The sequence below is a fragment of the Pseudomonas sp. GW821-FHT01C01 genome (assembly GCF_059422645.1).
Map to the genome: position 1 here is coordinate 1 of NZ_JBWKXF010000121.1, position 574 is coordinate 574.

The following is a 574-nucleotide window of genomic DNA, read 5'->3' on the forward strand; positions in this document are numbered from 1 at the left end:
TCCAGCAGCGCTGGCAGTTCCTTGATGGCGTGAAAGCCTGGGGACAGGCTGATACCGACCTCTAAAAGACCGGCGTGAATCCGATTGACGCTGGCCGTACGCTCCTTGATGTAGGCGTCACGTTGCGAATTGAGCATGGCCAGCGCTTGTTGCGCTTCGGTTTTAGGGGACACAAAACGCATGGTCGGACGGCTCGCCGCTTCGCAAATCGCCATGGCGTCGGCAAAGTCGTTCTTGTTGCTTTTTACGTAGGGACGCACGAGATGGGGGGCAATGAGCTTGGGCACATGCCCCCATTTTGCTGCTTCTCGCGCCATGTAGTGGGCGCCACCACAGGCCTCCATCGCCACCGTGCACGGTTCAAGGTTGGCCAAGTACCTGACCAGACCTGTGCGATTGAATTTCTTGTGGTAGAGCTCATGACCGCGATCATCTTGCGCATGCAGATGGAAGGTATGTTTCCCTAGATCGATAGCGACAATAGCAACGTTGTTCATGGCAATGGCCTCCGAAAGACACCCTGTGAAAGTTTAGAGAGCGATCACAGGGTGTCAGGGGGTAGCCATTTCATTAG

The 574-nt window shown here is 55.4% G+C and carries 1 protein-coding gene; it reads right to left on the minus strand.

All coding sequences use genetic code 11. The features are described 5' to 3' along the window. A partial coding sequence (locus AC07XF_RS28990; protein ID WP_495029254.1) for an IS110 family RNA-guided transposase occupies positions 1–497 on the minus strand: 497 nt, incomplete at its 3' end. Between the last annotated feature and the right edge of the window lie 77 nt (positions 498–574).